Consider the following 15,066-nt stretch of genomic DNA (forward strand, 5'->3'; position numbering starts at 1 on the left):
CATTCATGGTCTAAACCAAAGACCATTTTTATAAGAATTTTCAGGGTTTTACATACTGTTCAGTTTTCAAGGAACTGTTTCGTTGCCGTTTCTTGTTCTCAGCGGCAACTCATTTATTCTATCATACCGTTTCCGGTTTGTCAAGAACTTTTTAAAACTTTTTTCGAGAGATTAAGAAGTTTTCTTAATGACTCTTAATAAGTTTTGCCCTGTCGCTCAAGGCGAGTATTATAATATCAAATCCCCGGACAAAAGTCAACCGTTTTTTTCATTTTTTTAATTTTGGATCATTCCGGCATCATATCAACGTAACCTTCCTGATCTGTCTGCCTCATAAAGTAATCCTTATCATTATAACGTCCTGCACCGCTGCCCCTATTTTTTGGGGGGCATCCTCGCCCATGCTTGCACATCCAAATTCGGGACTATCTTCCACTCGTCAGATCGGCATCGGCGTCTGTGCCAAAATTGAAATAATCGCAACTGCTGCCAAAATACCTGCGATGACTGCCACCGCAATGATGATTTTTTTTCATAGATGTTCTTTTCCTCACTTTCCACCCCTTATACATGCTCTTTGCAATCGTAGCGAAACGCATCTGCCATCACTTTATGCCCGCCAGTGCCAGAAACTTTTTATCTGACTGAATGCCCTGGGTCAAAAACTTTCCATCCCGGAACAGGGCATAGGTGGTGACCGGTGCAGGTACATTCTGCGCGGCTTCTTTGTTAATAATGTGAAATGCCTGAAATGGAATGCTGTGTTCCTTTGCCGCTTCCAGTACCTTCGGCACCCAATAATAGGTGAAAGGACACTGGTCGGTGTAGTAGAGGACAAAACCCGTTTCACTGACTTTTGGATGTCTGGCATAATCTTTGAATCTCGGCTGATCCGCATTCTCTGCAAGGGGCAGGTACATGAGGTTGATCCCACAGTCAGATATATCCGCGACTTTGAAGCCTTTATACTTCAGAAATTTCGGATCAGCTAAAAATTCCCGTTTCCGTCCCTCGGCGCACAGAATGCAAATACCTTTCTTTCCCTGTTCTTTCGCGTCCCGGATACACTCGGAAAGCAGTTCTGACGAATAGCCGTGTCCCTTCAGGGAGCCGGAAACCCAAAGGCAGTTGATATAAAGCCAGCCTCCTGCTTCAATGGGCACCCATGCGTTTTCCGCTGGAATATATTCGATAAAACACTTTCCACGCTCCTCACTGCGATAAAAGACAAGTCCCTCATCAAATCGCTGCTTCAGCCACTCCTTTTTTGCAAGAGCCTGCTTGCCGGACATGGCGCAGCAGATATGCTCCCTGTCGATGTTTTCTTTTGTTATATGGATATATTTCATCGCTCATCACCTGACTTTCTCCATGTTTATTGCATAATTTTAGTGCTTCCGCAAAGCCGTCCGGTTCCGTTTCCGGCATTTCATATTCCGCGTCACGCTCATAGTCCATCCTGTTCATCTGTTCCACAATCTTATCAGGAATTCCCTGTTTACTGGAATAGTACTTATACAAGGCCGCTTTTGTAAATCCCAACTGCCCCGCATTATCATTCATAGATGTCCCTAGGTAACCGTTCTGTGCAAAAACCTCCAGAGCAATCCTCAAAATCCGTTCCTTCGGTCATAATGTTCTCCTCAGCGAAGTAACCAATCGATAACTCCATCATAGTTACCGATTGGTACTTGTCAAGAGTCAATGTAGACATTGTACTTTTATCGATCACGGTTGGGCAAAGGAAAACTGGAAACAAATTGAACTCGAAACAGTGTTTTATTATTTTTACACTGATAAGATACAAGATACAAAATAGTTCCCAAAAATCCTATTCCCTGTATCAATAAAAAGCGCATTTACATTATTCCCCCTCACAATCTGATTCCCAATTCATTACATATTCCGTTTCGCCGGTGAATTCATCCATCCTTTCCGACTGGATCGTAAATCCTTCTCTTTGGTAAAAAGACATTGCCCTGACATTCTTCTGATATACGTTTAACTGCAATCTGACTTTTTTATCCTTGATATAATCCAGCAAACTTTTGCCTATACCATGTGACTGCATTTTATCCGAAACAAAAATACCTTCAATGTATTCATCCCTTACGCCTAAAAATCCCTGAATCATTTTATCATCTTCATACACGTAAACTTCCGCCTGTGGCAGCATTTCTTTCACTCGTTCATAATTACTTATCCAGTATTGTTCAGAAATAAAAGAATGTGCTTTCAGATTGGTCTTTAACCATATGTCAGCGACTCTATTTATATCTGCCTTCCGTAACTTTCTAATCATAGCAATCTTTCACTTCCTACATATTCACAAATCTTGAGGTATCTTCGATTACACCCGTGATCTTTATACTGTCAGCTTCCACATGGCAACTGTAACAGACGATCTGAACACCTGCCTTTGCAGCCTCCACAAGTGCTTTTTTAAACTCCGGCTGTGCCGTCTCATTCGGCAGCACCCGATGAATTCCATTCATCTGAATCACGAAGGCGATTGCTGTATGGCAGTCTTCCTTTGCAGCCTTTGTCAGCTCGTGTAAATGTTTTACCCCCCGCTCCGTTGGTGCGTCCGGAAACAATCTGATGCCCGGATGCAGATCATCCGCCAGCGTACAGCCCTTCACTTCCGTCAGAAATTTTTCTCCATTTTTTTCCATGTAAAAATCAATTCTGGAGTCTCCGTAAGTATATTCTGCCTTCACAAGATCATAATTCAGGCTCATGTACAGCTGCTTCATCAGAGCATTCGGTGCCAGACTGTCAATATTCACCCATTTTAGCTTTGGCTTGTATACAGAGATCAGATCGTATGCCGTTTTTCGATTCATATTCAACGTCTTCTGCAGCGTCACCTTCGCTTTCGGCACCAGAAGCTCCCGCAAACGCCCCGTATTTTTCACATGAACCAGCTCCGTCTCCCCATCGATCAAAACCTCCGCTGTGAAACGATTGATCCTGCGGACGAAGCTGCCTGCAACGGTATTCTCATAAATGCAAGAAAGCGGCAATGCTTTCTGAACTGTCCTCATTTTCCATACTGTTCGTTCCAACCTTTTCAATGTTCTGCATTATCTGATTCGTTCAAAAAACACCCCCGTTAATTTTCCAACAAAGCATGTGATCGTTGCAGATCGACAAATCATTGTTTAATTATATCTTCATCATACTTAGTTAAACTGACTTCGTCAACGCTTTGGAAGCACACTGCCATTTGGATAAAATGTCCTGCTGCTTGGGAAATATAGCCTTTATCGGCACATTCCAGTGCCTTGATAAGGGCAACCGGAACACTTTCCGCGATTTTCTTTTATCACTGAGAATGAACTGCCGGGAGACTGTTTCCTCCATGGTGTAAGAAGTCAGGATAAGAAAACTTTTGAATAGGTATACATTGCATTCATAAAAAAAGGTTCTGACATTGAAGCACAGCTCCATGTCAGAACCCATTTATTTCACAAATTATTTTTTGGGGTTGCGTCGCCCGGTGTTTTCCGAGCCACGCACTTCCTCATGGTAAAAGTAATCCACAATAACCGGGTGCCCAGGCTCTGCTCGTCCGTAGGGCAGCTCGTTGTCCACGAAGGGACAGCTGTTTTCTTTCGCCAGCCGTTCCGCTTGATCCTCCAAACCACGGAAGTAGCTTCTGTCTCTCTTGTTGTAGATAGCGTCGTACAGCGGAACCAAGTCAGGAAATTTTTTACGTATATAGTCAAGGATGTCTTTTTTGAATCCGCCTCGCAGGTTTAGATTTTCCAGCCATACCAGGTCGCACTGATTTCTGACCTGATGGAAGATAGCCTCAAAATCCGTGATACCGGGAAAAACCGGAGCAATAAAGCATACGGTGCGGATACCTGCGTCATAAACCTGCTTCATGGCATCCAGCCGTCGCTTAATGCTGACGGCATTGTCCATATCGTTTTTGAAATCCTCGTCCAGCGTATTGATCGACCAGGAAACTGTGACCTTTCCCAGTTCTTTCAGGAGGTCGATGTCGCGGATTACCAAGTCTGACTTGGTACAGATGAGAATTTCTGCCTCGCTGCCCCGGAGCTGCTCAAGAAGCTTTCGGGTGTTCTGAAACTGAGCCTCCTGGGGCAGATAGCCATCGGTCACTGAACCGATGACTACGCGCTGCCCTTTGTACTTTTGCGGATTTTTGATTGCCGGCCAATGTTTCACATCCAGGAATGTACCCCACGGTTCGGTGTGCCCGGTAAATCGCTTCATAAACGAGGCGTAGCAGTATTTGCAGCCATGGGTACAGCCTACATAAGGATTGACGGAATAGCCTCCCACCGGCAGGGTGGATTTTGTCATAATATTTTTTGTTTCTACATCCTGAATCAGAATGCTGCTCTCTTTTACTTCCGCCATGTCTTCTGTTCCTCCAATACCCGGTAAAACGCCGGGGAAAATTCTTGTACCATCTGTGCCTCTCCCATGATAGGAAGCAGATCTTCCTTCATGAATACAAGGAAGCAGTCTTTAATACAAACAGCCACCGCTAATGCCTCCTTACCGTTTTAAGATTTAGCCTTCTGCCGCAGGTGCAACTTTCCCGAAGCCGTTCCAGGCATACAGCCCCTTCTTGTCCTCATCGCCCAGGAACTTGTCCACCTGACAGATGTGCAGGATATGGTCGCCCACCTCCACCGACTGCTGCAAGGTAGCCACCATCGCCAGCCGGGTGTCCGCCGGAATCTGGATGTCGCTGCCTTCCACTGCTTTCATTTCAATATGGTTCGCTGCCACCTTGTTGACCTGTGCACCGGTAGAACCGCCGCAAGCCATTGCCGCGCCAGCCAGACTCGCACCGGGAACAGTGACGATGACTTTGCCGGTCTCACGCACACGCTTGCCAGTGTGGGACTGCTTCCCAGCGGCAAATCCAATCATCGGCGGATTGAAGGAGAGATAGGAAACAAAGCAAATAGGAGCCAGATTGGTGGTGCCATCCTCATTCAGAGAACAGATTAAAGTCAGCGGGTTGGGAGAGGTATAAACAGTTGCCTCCATAATGTTCAGTTCTTTCATGTCATTCAGACCTTTCTAAGAAATTTCAGTTGTTGACTGCATAGCCAACCAGTGATATATTTATTATATCTGATAGCAATTTTTGTTCAAGTACGCAAATTATTTATACCTGGTATCAAAAAGTATACTGTAAAAGACGAGGAAAGATTCAATTATGACTTATGAAGAATTCAAAGAAAAGGTTGGCAGTGTCATCCTAACCGATGATGGAAACTGCCCGGTCACGCCGGTGGTTCAAATGCTGCAGGGCAAATGGAAACTCCAGATTCTCTATGAACTGTGTATCAAGTGCCCCATGCGGTTTGGGGAACTGAAAAAAGTTCTCAAACCCATTACCAATACAGCTCTGACCAACGCCCTGAAGGAGCTGGAAGCGGATGAATTGGTTCAGCGTATCCAATATAATGAAATGCCTCTGCGAGTGGAGTACTCCCTCACCGAGAAAGGGCGGGATCTCCTGCCTGTTTTTTATGCTATCTCTCAGTGGGGTATGAAGTATATCCCTTGAATAAATTATCCTTGAGGATTCCATCCAAATATAAGAGTTGCCGGAATGGTTTGATGCTCTGTCAAATAATTCCGGCTTTTTTTAAGAAACCGTACTCAAATCTATCTTATCGGCTTCCTTAACAGGTCTTAATGGGCGGCAAGGTGTTCCCGCGGCAACACCCCCCGATTAGGAATTGCATACTGTTCTGCCAGTTTCTTATAGTATTCCGTCCGCAGCACAGTGATTTTAATCTTCTTATGCATTAGCATAGTCATTTTGAACCTGCTTCGGAATCGTCATGCCTCGCACGCCTCCCGGAGAGCAGGCAGCAGCTCATCCAGCCGCCCGTCCAGTCCGAAGGACTTCTCTTTGATATTGTCCGCAATGTAGATCTCACCCAGATTGATGGTCACATAAGTGGCGTTTGGCTCGCTGGCCACCAGGCGCATCATCGGAGCCTTGATCAGCTGATTGCGCCAGCCAATGCCCAGCTCCAGAACCACCAGTTTCTTTCCGTGGCAGGTTTTCAGAAAGTTTTGGAACCGTGCCTGAGCAGCGGTATCCGGAATCATTCTCTGCCCCGCACCCATGTGGATGTCCATGGGACCTCCGCACTTGGGACAACGCGGCACCAACTCTGCAGGCACATGGCCGCCCTGTTCGGCAGCGGATAATTTTTCGGCCACCTCTAAACTTGAATAGAGGGTGTCGTGGCAGGGGCGGGCACACTGCATCGTAAACCAGTTGCCCTCAATCTCATAGATTTTCGTCGGATCGAAACCACACAGTTCAAAGTGACCTTCTCCGTTTGATGTGACGACAAAGTAATCTTTTTCTCCCACAACGGCCTTCAAATCGTTCATCACCGGCGTAGGCTGGTACTGCCCGCAGTAATGATGGATGAGCCGGGCCCAGAAGGCCCATTTTTCCTCCTCGCTGGGCCATCCGGCCATCATGCCCTGCAAAATACACCCAAGGCCGTATTTCCGTTTAAAATCCCCAAACAGTCTTTCAAAGGCCGCATTGTCCGCAAACAAATGCAGTCCTTCGGTGATGGACAGGCCGTTACTGGCCCCGATCAGGATAGCGTCCGCTTCTCTGAATTTTTCGGCAATGGGTTTCCAATCAATCATATTCGTTCGCTCCTTTTCTATTTTATGGTTGCTGCAATGGATCGCACCTGCCGGAGGGCAGCTAGAGTTTCCGTGCATCCCGTAGCACTTGAGCAATGTCGGCCACAATGGTCATGCCCTTGTCCTCCAACTGCTTGGGAAGGAAGTCATACTTGTCGTTGATAGCAATATATCGGGCATGGGGAAAGCTGAGGGTCATGTTCCAGAAAGGTTCTTGGATAAACATGGGAGTCATGCGGCCCACGCCCAGCTCCAGGAACAGAATTTTGCTGTCTTTGTGTTCCAGCACATAGCGAGAAATTTTTTCGTACTGTTCTTCGTATTTTTTTCCTTGCAGGAAATTCCCATATCCCCGCACCCAGGGGAATGCCTCACCGCCGCAGTGGGGGCACCGTGGAATAAGATCCGTGGGAATCTTCGTGCCATCCCCCATAGCGGCCAGCATATCAGCCACCGGCTTTACCGCATCCCAGGTGTCATCGGTACAACAGGCGGCACACTGGAAGAAGCGGTGATCCCCCTGGATTTCCGCCACCTTCTCCTCCGGGTAGAGTTTGACAAACTGGGTATCCTGGTTAGTGGTGAGGATGAAGAAGTCCTTGCCTTTCAGCAAAGCGTCTAAATCCAGATAGGGATGACGCACAGGTGCGGTCTGGGTGGTGTGAAGGAATGTGGCGAGATACCCCCAATACTCTTCCCTTGTCTTCCAGGGGTGCATCATCCCTGCAAAAGCACCTTTGAAGTGGTACTTCTCAGCAAAAGGCCGGAAGTATTTCCGGTAGGAGTCGTTGTCCTCGTAGTAAAAATTTCCGCCACCGGCAGCGGACAGGCCGGAGGCTCCGCCCACTACCACACAGTCAGCTTCCTTTACCTCCTGTACCAACCGATGGATCTGTTCGCCATACGGAAGCGGCTTTTTGTCAGTCAACTGATAAGGCGTACTGCCGGAAGCATAGATATGATAGTGCCTGGAATAATTCATCTGGGTCTGCATGACCAAATCATCATAGAAGTTCATTGTCACCATTCCTTTCGAGTTGGTGTTATTTTTATTCTTACTTCAAACTATCTTAGCATCCTCTTGCATTACTGTCAATATGCTGTTATAATAAAAATAACATCAAAGCAAAAAAGGAGATCAGTCCATGAAATATCCCACCCGCCTTAGCGATGCTGTTCATATTCTGGCTTTTATCGCTCTGTACCCAGACTGCGACCTGACCAGTAACAAGCTGGCAGAGAGCATTCAGACGAATCCTGCCTATGTGCGTCAGCTCATGTCCGCCCTGCGGAAGGGTGGACTGCTGGTCAGCGTGAAGGGACATCCCCGACCTGCTCTGGCTCGTGAGCCGGAGAAAATCACTCTGCTGGATGCGTATCGGGCAGTAGAGGGCAACAAGCCCCTGCTCCATCAGGACATCCACACCAATCCTGCCTGTGGCGTGGGTGTAAATATCCAACTGGTGCTGCGGGATTTTTACTTGGACATTCAAAAAACAGCGGAACAAAGAATGCAAGAAATTACGCTGAAAGATGTGCTGGAACAATATCACATGAAACTCTTCCATTTGGGACAAAAATTCTTCTGAACGGGAAATACAGAACCTCCTTGCGGGACTATACTGAGAACCGGAGATGCCTATACCCCGTATTTTGCGAATGATTGAAGAGGATCGCTACTGCAAGAAGCCATCCGCAATCCCGTCCTGTTCCGATTTAGAGCATATTTTTGCCCCACTCTTTTCTGCTCCTGTGTCCGTTCGAATCCCCCTCTTGAAATTGAAGGTGCTGGAAATTTTGATTTATTTGAGCAACATGAAATCGGAGCATAAAGAACCGACTCAATACTTCTCCCAGCAAACCGAATTGATAAAAGAAATTCATCAACAGTTGACAGAGCACTTGGATCAACGATTTACGATTGCAGAACTTTCCAAACAGTATTTGATAAACACCTCTACTCTAAAGGAGATATTCAAGGCAGTCTACGGCCAGCCTATCGCCACCTATATGAAGGAATTTCGGGTGCGTCAGGCTATGAAATTATTACGGGAAACAAATGCCACTATTGCGGATATTGCTTCCCAGGCAGGCAACTAAACCCAGGGAAAGTTTTCAAGCGCTTTTCAGTCTATAGTCAAAATGTCACCCAGAGAATACAGGAAAATCCAGAGTATAGCTCCATCTGATTCCTTTAGCAAAACACCGTAATGAAAAATTCTGGTAGACTACTGCCAGCAAAGCCTAACACAAACATAAAAAGCAGAACATTGCAGCATTAGCAATGCTCTGCCTTTTTTATGTTCCCTTTTTCTTGATGTTGGCTGCCCTAATGGTCTCAATTCCTTCTGCTGTACCACTGGACAGTATCTCCCGATTCAGCAGTTTACCTTCCCGTATGATGATTTCCGTTCCACCGCGCCGAATAATAAAGGTATCCTTCAATTGAGCCTTTTATTTGACTCAGTTTTTCATAGATTATTTGACACTACCATCACACACGCTCAAATGATAGATATCTCGTCCCCTGAAAAGTAAGTTTCCCAATGTCTCCTTCTGCCAGCATTCCATATTCCCTACCGGAAACCTGCAATTCCATCCGATCACCGCTCTCCACCTGAAATGTTACATAGTAACTGGTACTCGAGGTCGTATGATACCCATGCGCACCAGATGGATCACCTCCATTTGGGTGGCTGTGATGCGATACGTTTTCTCGCTTTGCAACTACAGTTGCGCTCACCGACAAACGCGGTGACTGATTGTTTTTATGCCATGTTCCGATTCCTGTCACAAACTGGAAGATGATCATGCCGAAAACCATTACGAAGATAATTGGAAACATAAACTCAAACAGCATAAACATATGACTCACCCCTTCTTCATCTTTCGCTTTATGATTACTCTAAGCGCGAAACATACGATGATCACCGCAGAAGAAGCGACGCAATACAGTAACGCTTCCGTATACCACGGTGCAGAATTCGGTTCGTATAGTTTCGGAAAGCGCTTATACTCATAGAAATCCATACCCGTTTTAATCACAATCACGTAGAAACTCGCATAGATAATATATTTTAATAAATCGTAGAATTTATTCATGCCATCGCCTCCGCGATATACTGTTTTGTCCTTTTGGCATCGACAAATCGGAATTTGTGGAGAGATTTCCTGAACTTTCATTATTTTACAGGTTTTTCAGCCAATTAGATAGTGAAATGATATGTATTTTCCCTTATTTTTGCCCTTGTGAGGAATCCGCAAGGGAAATAAGGGGATTTTTTATTAAGCGTTGCTCGCTACTTTATCAAGAAGTCTTGCGGAATCCCGCTTTGCTTTTCTTGTTGAGTGAGCGTAAATGTTCATTGTGGTACTGACATCGGAATGTCCTAACAGTTCCTGTACATCTTTTGGAGCTGCCCCGTTTGAGAGCAGGTTGCTGGTGTAGGTGTGCCGTAACTGGTGAAAGTGAAAATCTTCAAATCTTTCCAGCTTCTTTGACACTGACCTACATACAATGCCGAGTGTACTCGGCAGTTCCAGATTGCCATCCGGTCTGAGGCAGACAAAGGATATTTCTTTATAATCTGCTGGGACTTCCTGCGTTCCGTCAAGGTGATAGTATTCATAATACACCCTGTTTTTTACATGAACTTCTTTGTAGTAGTTGCGGTGGTAAAGTTCTCCGTACTGCATCCGGCTTTTCAGTTGTTCCCGTCTGGCTGTTTTCAATATTTCAGTCAGCGTATCTCCAAAATCAACAATCCTTACTTTTTTTCGCTTGGTTGTTCCAATCACATTTTTATGCTTTGCACCGTCGTAACGGATACTGCGTTTTATGGTCAGACATTGTTCTTCAAGGTTGATGTCCTGCCATGTAAGACCACAGGTTTCCCCGATACGAAGTCCTGCATAGTATGCAATCTGGATTGGAAGGATCGCAGGTGGATTTTTCTTTTCCAGGTACTTGATAAGCCGTTCATAATCTTCGTGTGAGATCGGCTGTGTGCCTTCTTCGACTTCATCATCGGAAAAGAGATCAACTTCCTCTGCCTGCCTTTTCAGCTTAATATACTGCATCGGATTGAAACTGATTAACTGTTTTGGAAGGCCTCCTATGATTTATATTTTACCATAGAAGACCTTGCTGTTATTAGCTATTTACAGAAAAAGTTCTACTCAAATAACAAATTATTCTATTTTTCTCATTTAGCAAATCTGTTTTAATAGCGTTGACAAATGTGTAAAATGGAACGCTACATTGAATGCTGTGCAAAAGTCACCTCGAAAATCGTTCCCCCTGTCTTGCCTGATTTGATACAAATACTGCCATCATGTACTCTAACGATTTCACGGACAAAAGCAAGACCTAGCCCTACGCCACCCAGCTCCCGGCTTCTGGATTTATCCACACGGAAGAATGGCTCGAACACTCTCTCCCTAAGCTCCTTTGGTATTCCGCTTCCCGTATCTTCTACAGACAGATAAACATGCTTGTTTCTCTGATATGCGGTTACTGTAACCTGTCCGAGCGGATGATTATATTTGATGGCATTCTCAACCAGATTGTATACAAGCCTGTAAATAAGGATATCACTGCCTATCATAGTGGCATCCTCACATTTTCCAATCAGCTTTATATTCTTTTCCACGGCAAGAGGCTCAAGGTCTGCCAAAACCTCTTCAACAATAGCATCCAATATAATTTTATCATCCCTCCCCACCGTCTGAAGCTCACTCATGTCAAGAAGAGTCTTTACCATCCTGTTTAATTTATCAGTTTGTTCCGTAACCATTTTTATGGTCTGCAAAGTGTCTGCATCATTTCCCGGGTGAGAGGCAGAATTATATAAATCAAGCTGTACCTGCATTAACGCTAATGGAGTACGCAGCTCATGTGCTGCATTTGCAGTAAACTGTCTCTGTATCTCAAATGCTTCCGACAGACGCTCAAGCATCTTATTATAAGAAATACCCAGCTGGTTCAGTTCCTTAACATTGTTTTCCTCTATTCTTGAATCAGACAGATTCTGAGCCTGTACCTCTTCAATTTTATCTGAAAACTCCCTGATTGGTCTGAGTGCATGCCCGCTTATAAAATAAGTGACGACACCTCCCAAAAGCGCCAGCAAAACCGTGATTATCAGACTGTTTCTTTTATAGTCGGCCTTATTATTGTACACCTGAACCGAAAATTTATCCGCAAACTCATCCCACTTATCGTCCGGTATGCTGATATATATTTCATCTGATTTGTTTCCTTTTTCATCCCCCTGTGACTCTACCGCATCCTGCAGAGAATCGATGTAATGCACACCATTTTTATAGACAAACATAGTCAGGCAGCCACATATAATAGCAATACACAATGTAGTAATGCACGTAAGTCTCCACTGTAGCGACATTCTTTTCATCTATCAGACTTCTCCCGTATTTTATAGCCTTCACCTACCTTGTTCTGAATGGGATCATATCCCAGCTTCGCCTTAAGCTTTTTTCTAAGTGAAGACATATGTACCCTGATTGCTCCGCTAAAGCTGTCTGCCGCGGCATCCCACACATGCTCTATCAGCTCCTCCTGACTCACCGGTCTGCCTATATTGATAAGTAAATATTCCAAAATACCATTCTCTTTTCTTGTCAGTGGAACCGGCTCTTCCTTTGCATATGCCTCGCGTTTAATCGTATCAAACTTTATTTCTCCGCATTTAAGACATATATCATTCTGTACAAATTTCCTTCTTGTCAGGCTTCTGATACGTGCCTCAAGCTCCTGCAGATGGAATGGTTTTTCCATGTAATCATTTGCTCCTGCATCCAGTCCCTCTACCTTATCAGCAATTTGACCTCTTGCAGATAATATCAAAACCTTAGTTTCATCATTGTATTTTCTAAGCTCCTTAAGAAGCTCCATGCCATCCATCCCCGGCAGATTCAAATCCAAAACTATCAGATCATAATTCTCCGACAGTATACATTCAAGAGCCTCTTTCCCATCATAACAGGTATCCACCTCATAACCGGCAGCATACAGACTCTTTGCAACCATATCACATATTTGTTTCTCATCCTCAACAATTAATAATCTCAAAATGTTCTCCTGCTTCTTAACAATAATTTTACAACCTATATTGTATAATACCAAAGTCAGCTGGTCAACAATACAACAAAAAGGAGCAACATTATGTTGAAATACCAAAAAACATGTCAAATCATTCTGCTTATCCTTGGTGTATCCATGATAAGCTATGGTGCAGTCAGAGGTGAGGCGGCTACAGTGCTTGGTAAAGCAATAAAACTATGTCTGGAGTGTGTCGGAATTGGATAAGGAAAAGAAATTACTATCAAGAAAACTGGCAAAAATACGTGGCTGGATACAGGCCGCAGCAACGCTGCTGACCAATATTCATATTCCAAATTTATTTAAGGGTAAAATATATCAGGGCAATGCAAAAACAGTATGCGTACCCGGATTAAACTGCTACTCCTGCCCTGCCGCGACAGGAGCCTGTCCAATAGGGGCATTTCAGGCAGTTGTTGGATCATCAAAATTTAAGTTTTCATACTACATAACCGGATTTTTTATTTTACTCGGTGTAACTCTCGGCAGATTTATATGTGGTTTTTTGTGCCCATTTGGATGGTTTCAGGATTTACTTCATAAAATCCCCGGAAAGAAATTATCCACAGCCAAACTAAAGCCTCTTAGGTACCTAAAATATGTCATTCTTATTGTTTTCGTTATACTTCTTCCGATGCTTGTAACGAACTCTATAGGAATGGGAGACCCGTTCTTCTGCAAATATATCTGTCCTCAGGGTGTTTTAGAGGGTGCTATACCGTTATCTATTGGAAATGCTGCTATCCGTTCTGCGCTGGGAAAGCTTTTTTCTTTCAAGTGTATGATTTTAATTGCAGTGATTGTACTAAGTATCTTATTTTACAGGCCCTTCTGTAAATGGATTTGTCCGCTTGGAGCAATCTACTCATTATTTAATAAGGTCAGCCTGCTCAAAATCACCGTTGATAGCAGCAAATGTGTCGGATGCGGTCAATGCTCAAAGGCATGTAAGATGGATGTGGATGTGTGTAAGACACCGGATCACCCCGAGTGCATACGCTGCGGTGCCTGCATAAAGGCCTGTCCGAAGGACGCCATCTGCTACCGGTTTATGGGAAAATCATGTCAAAAAAATGACAACAGATAGCTATTAAACATTTTACGTAACTATTCAGTACCTTCATAGTTACGAGCAAAAATCCATTCCAGATCAGCTTCGCTGATGGGATTTTTGCTTTCTAGCCTATGTGTTCTTACGGTCAGCGCAGCATGTGCGCAGACCTACTGAAAAGTTACCATTTTACTATTATTTTAAAGGAGAAATTACTCATGAAAAACAAATTATCATTTATTTCTATTTTTACACTCTGCATAGCATTATCACTTACAGCATGTGGCATAAAGCAAGCTTCCACAACAGATTCTAAGAACACTCAGACTGAAGCCGGCTCAGAAGCATCTGGCAAATCAGATTCCAGGCTTGATGATTTATATCAGCAGGAAAATCAACTTTTTGCAGATCACGCTGATGTGTGGAACAAGGCATTTGGCATGATGAACAAAAGTGACGCCGATCCAAACGGAAATTATGCTGATTATCTTGTCGGTACCGTAGAATCAAACAAGAATTCATTCACAGACGATGAGCTTAAAACACTTAATGAGGATATTGAAACCATACGAAAAATCGAGGAACAGATAGCAGAGCTTGAAAACAAAAATACATCATCAGACGATAACAAGAAGGACAGCTCTAAAGCCTCATCTGTATTCAGTGATTTTTCCGGTGAGGATTTTGATGGCAATAAGGTTGATGACAGCCTGTTTTCCGGTAATGCAGTAACAGTCGTCAATTTCTGGTTTACCGGCTGCAAACCATGTGTCGCTGAATTATCCAAGCTTAACGAATTAAATGATGCTATCAAATCAATGGGCGGAGAAGTTGTTGGTATCAACACTGAGACCTTCGATGGCAATAAAACAGCTATCAAAGAGGCTGCCTCTGTTCTTGAAAGCCAGGGTGTCAAATATCGTAATCTGTCAATTGACTCCTCTAGTGCTGCCGGTAAATATGCCTCAGAAATCATGGCCTTTCCAACAACTATACTTGTTGACAGAAATGGCAATATTGTAGGCGAACCAATGCTCGGCGGAATTGATAACAAGGACAACTATGATGCCCTTATGAAGCAGATTCAGTCTGTAATTGATGCAGACAGCACAAATAAATAGAGGTCTACATATAAAAATTTATTTTGGCAAATCATCTTCCGCTTTAAAATTCACATTACTGTCATCGATCGAGATTGTGATCGTGTAGTTATAGA

At 44.2% G+C, this 15,066-nt stretch carries 18 protein-coding genes and 1 pseudogene; 6 read left to right on the forward strand and 13 right to left on the reverse strand.

The genetic code is table 11. From position 1 onward, the window contains the following. Window positions 1-605: 605 nt before the first annotated feature. The 7 genes from GPK90_RS15295 to GPK90_RS15330 form a co-directional block, all read right to left on the reverse strand. Window positions 606-1,349, reverse strand: a complete 744-nt coding sequence (locus GPK90_RS15295; RefSeq protein ID WP_215703386.1) for a GNAT family N-acetyltransferase — start codon at window positions 1,347-1,349, stop codon at window positions 606-608. Then, window positions 1,240-1,614, reverse strand: a complete 375-nt coding sequence (locus GPK90_RS19200; protein WP_275950597.1) for a helix-turn-helix domain-containing protein — start codon at window positions 1,612-1,614, stop codon at window positions 1,240-1,242. Before GPK90_RS19200 ends, GPK90_RS15295 begins: the two co-directional genes overlap by 110 nt. A 250-nt stretch (window positions 1,615-1,864) precedes the next feature. After that, window positions 1,865-2,302, reverse strand: coding sequence for an N-acetyltransferase (locus tag GPK90_RS15310; protein ID WP_215703387.1), 438 nt, complete (start codon window positions 2,300-2,302; stop codon window positions 1,865-1,867). 16 nt (window positions 2,303-2,318) lie between these two features. Beyond that, on the reverse strand, window positions 2,319-3,047 hold the full coding sequence (sfsA, locus tag GPK90_RS15315; protein ID WP_215703388.1) for a DNA/RNA nuclease SfsA: 729 nt from the start codon (window positions 3,045-3,047) through the stop codon (window positions 2,319-2,321). 430 nt (window positions 3,048-3,477) lie between these two features. After that, a complete protein-coding gene (locus GPK90_RS15320) occupies window positions 3,478-4,395 on the reverse strand; it encodes a radical SAM mobile pair protein B (protein WP_215703389.1) in 918 nt (305 codons plus the stop codon). Beyond that, a complete protein-coding gene (locus tag GPK90_RS15325) occupies window positions 4,383-4,523 on the reverse strand; it encodes a hypothetical protein (RefSeq protein ID WP_243022383.1) in 141 nt (46 codons plus the stop codon). Before GPK90_RS15325 ends, GPK90_RS15320 begins: the two co-directional genes overlap by 13 nt. Before the next feature lie 28 nt (window positions 4,524-4,551). Further along, entirely contained in the window at window positions 4,552-5,055 is a 504-nt protein-coding gene (locus GPK90_RS15330) for a flavin reductase family protein (protein ID WP_118533518.1), read from the reverse strand. 154 nt (window positions 5,056-5,209) lie between these two features. Here GPK90_RS15330 and GPK90_RS15335 point away from each other — a divergent pair, with 154 nt between their 5' ends. After that, window positions 5,210-5,563 carry a winged helix-turn-helix transcriptional regulator gene (locus tag GPK90_RS15335; RefSeq protein WP_215703390.1) on the forward strand — a complete coding sequence of 118 codons (354 nt, stop codon included), beginning with the start codon at window positions 5,210-5,212 and terminating at the stop codon, window positions 5,561-5,563. A 278-nt stretch (window positions 5,564-5,841) separates the two neighbouring features. Here the strand turns inward: GPK90_RS15335 and GPK90_RS15340 are convergent, their stop codons facing one another. Further along, complete coding sequence (locus GPK90_RS15340; RefSeq protein ID WP_215703391.1) at window positions 5,842-6,678, reverse strand: SIR2 family NAD-dependent protein deacylase; 837 nt, start codon at window positions 6,676-6,678, stop codon at window positions 5,842-5,844. 61 nt (window positions 6,679-6,739) lie between these two features. Next, a complete protein-coding gene (locus tag GPK90_RS15345; protein WP_215703392.1) occupies window positions 6,740-7,696 on the reverse strand; it encodes an SIR2 family NAD-dependent protein deacylase in 957 nt (318 codons plus the stop codon). Between the two features lie 127 nt (window positions 7,697-7,823). Between GPK90_RS15345 and GPK90_RS15350 the strand changes: the two genes are divergently transcribed. Both GPK90_RS15350 and GPK90_RS15355 read left to right on the forward strand, forming a co-directional pair. Then, window positions 7,824-8,267, forward strand: coding sequence for an Rrf2 family transcriptional regulator (locus tag GPK90_RS15350; protein WP_118533510.1), 444 nt, complete (start codon window positions 7,824-7,826; stop codon window positions 8,265-8,267). Window positions 8,268-8,313: 46 nt separating this feature from the next. Then, entirely contained in the window at window positions 8,314-8,778 is a 465-nt protein-coding gene (locus GPK90_RS15355) for a helix-turn-helix domain-containing protein (protein WP_215703393.1), read from the forward strand. A 394-nt stretch (window positions 8,779-9,172) separates the two neighbouring features. On the opposite strand, the gene GPK90_RS15360 is transcribed toward GPK90_RS15355, so the two are convergent. From GPK90_RS15360 to GPK90_RS15375, 4 genes and pseudogenes are all read right to left on the reverse strand, one after another. Next, window positions 9,173-9,544 (reverse strand): DUF2500 domain-containing protein, encoded by a 372-nt coding sequence (locus GPK90_RS15360; protein WP_117471163.1) that lies wholly within the window; start codon window positions 9,542-9,544, stop codon window positions 9,173-9,175. A 419-nt stretch (window positions 9,545-9,963) separates the two neighbouring features. Beyond that, window positions 9,964-10,785 (reverse strand): annotated as a pseudogene (locus GPK90_RS15365) (site-specific integrase); the annotation flags it as partial. 149 nt (window positions 10,786-10,934) lie between these two features. Continuing rightward, window positions 10,935-12,014, reverse strand: a complete 1,080-nt coding sequence (locus tag GPK90_RS15370) for an ATP-binding protein (RefSeq protein WP_346011277.1) — start codon at window positions 12,012-12,014, stop codon at window positions 10,935-10,937. A gap of 74 nt (window positions 12,015-12,088) precedes the next feature. Beyond that, window positions 12,089-12,769, reverse strand: a complete 681-nt coding sequence (locus tag GPK90_RS15375; RefSeq protein WP_182426874.1) for a response regulator transcription factor — start codon at window positions 12,767-12,769, stop codon at window positions 12,089-12,091. A 93-nt stretch (window positions 12,770-12,862) separates the two neighbouring features. Between GPK90_RS15375 and GPK90_RS19205 the strand changes: the two genes are divergently transcribed. The 3 genes from GPK90_RS19205 to GPK90_RS15385 all read left to right on the forward strand — a co-directional run bounded on the left by GPK90_RS19205 (window position 12,863) and on the right by GPK90_RS15385 (window position 14,971). Then, complete coding sequence (locus tag GPK90_RS19205) at window positions 12,863-13,006, forward strand: CD1871A family CXXC motif-containing protein (RefSeq protein WP_009263530.1); 144 nt, start codon at window positions 12,863-12,865, stop codon at window positions 13,004-13,006. Then, window positions 12,999-13,886 carry a 4Fe-4S binding protein gene (locus GPK90_RS15380; RefSeq protein WP_009263529.1) on the forward strand — a complete coding sequence of 296 codons (888 nt, stop codon included), beginning with the start codon at window positions 12,999-13,001 and terminating at the stop codon, window positions 13,884-13,886. The genes GPK90_RS19205 and GPK90_RS15380 overlap by 8 nt, the downstream gene beginning before the upstream one ends. Before the next feature lie 182 nt (window positions 13,887-14,068). Further along, window positions 14,069-14,971 (forward strand): TlpA disulfide reductase family protein, encoded by a 903-nt coding sequence (locus GPK90_RS15385; RefSeq protein WP_215703394.1) that lies wholly within the window; start codon window positions 14,069-14,071, stop codon window positions 14,969-14,971. Window positions 14,972-15,066 lie beyond the last annotated feature (95 nt).

The sequence above is a fragment of the Clostridium sp. MCC344 genome (assembly GCF_018785365.1).
In the GTDB taxonomy this organism is placed as follows: Bacteria; Bacillota; Clostridia; order Lachnospirales; family Lachnospiraceae; genus Pilosibacter.